This is a genomic window from Rhodococcus sp. P4_F3_2, assembly GCF_056401335.1.
In genome coordinates this window covers 1-490 of record NZ_JBFUJN010000172.1, presented here as the reverse complement: position 1 = coordinate 490, position 490 = coordinate 1, and the positions used below count along the sequence as shown (strand labels likewise).

General features: G+C 39.8%; 1 protein-coding gene. It reads right to left on the bottom strand.

The genetic code is table 11. The features are described from left to right. On the bottom strand, nucleotides 1–194 hold a 194-nt coding region (locus AC1DWA_RS33290; RefSeq protein ID WP_477917734.1), incomplete at its 3' end, for a hypothetical protein. Between the last annotated feature and the right edge of the window lie 296 nt (nucleotides 195–490).

The window sequence follows — 490 nt, the reverse complement described above, 5'->3', positions numbered from 1 at the left end:
AAATTATTCACGTTGGTTGGGTAGCCGTATACATGAACGCATGTGGTATAACCGTCACCATTGCGCGTCACATTTTCTTTGAAGCTCACGCCTCCTTGCGGCTGAATTTGAGCAATTAAGCGTGGGTTATAGCCTTTCTTTTGTTTTTCTTGTTCAGGCGTTTTCTCTTTTTTACGAAATGGAATAGACATCATCTCGGTTTCATCCTCTCTTCTTGATTTTATCGTTTCTCTATGGGTTCATGAACAAGCTGAAAAGGGTTAACTCTTCCCTTTTCAACCTCTATCACCAGTTTCATTCCTCCTAGTTGCTGCAGCATATGAGCAAAGTCATCTGTTTGTTTTCGCATCAAGCATTCTCCTTCCCTATTGTTTATTGCCGAGCTTGGCATTTTGATTATAAAGTTTGTAAAGCAAATCAATTTTCTTTTCTTGTGATACGGTTGATAAAGGCAAAACCGATTGAACATCACGCATGAATTGAGCGTGAC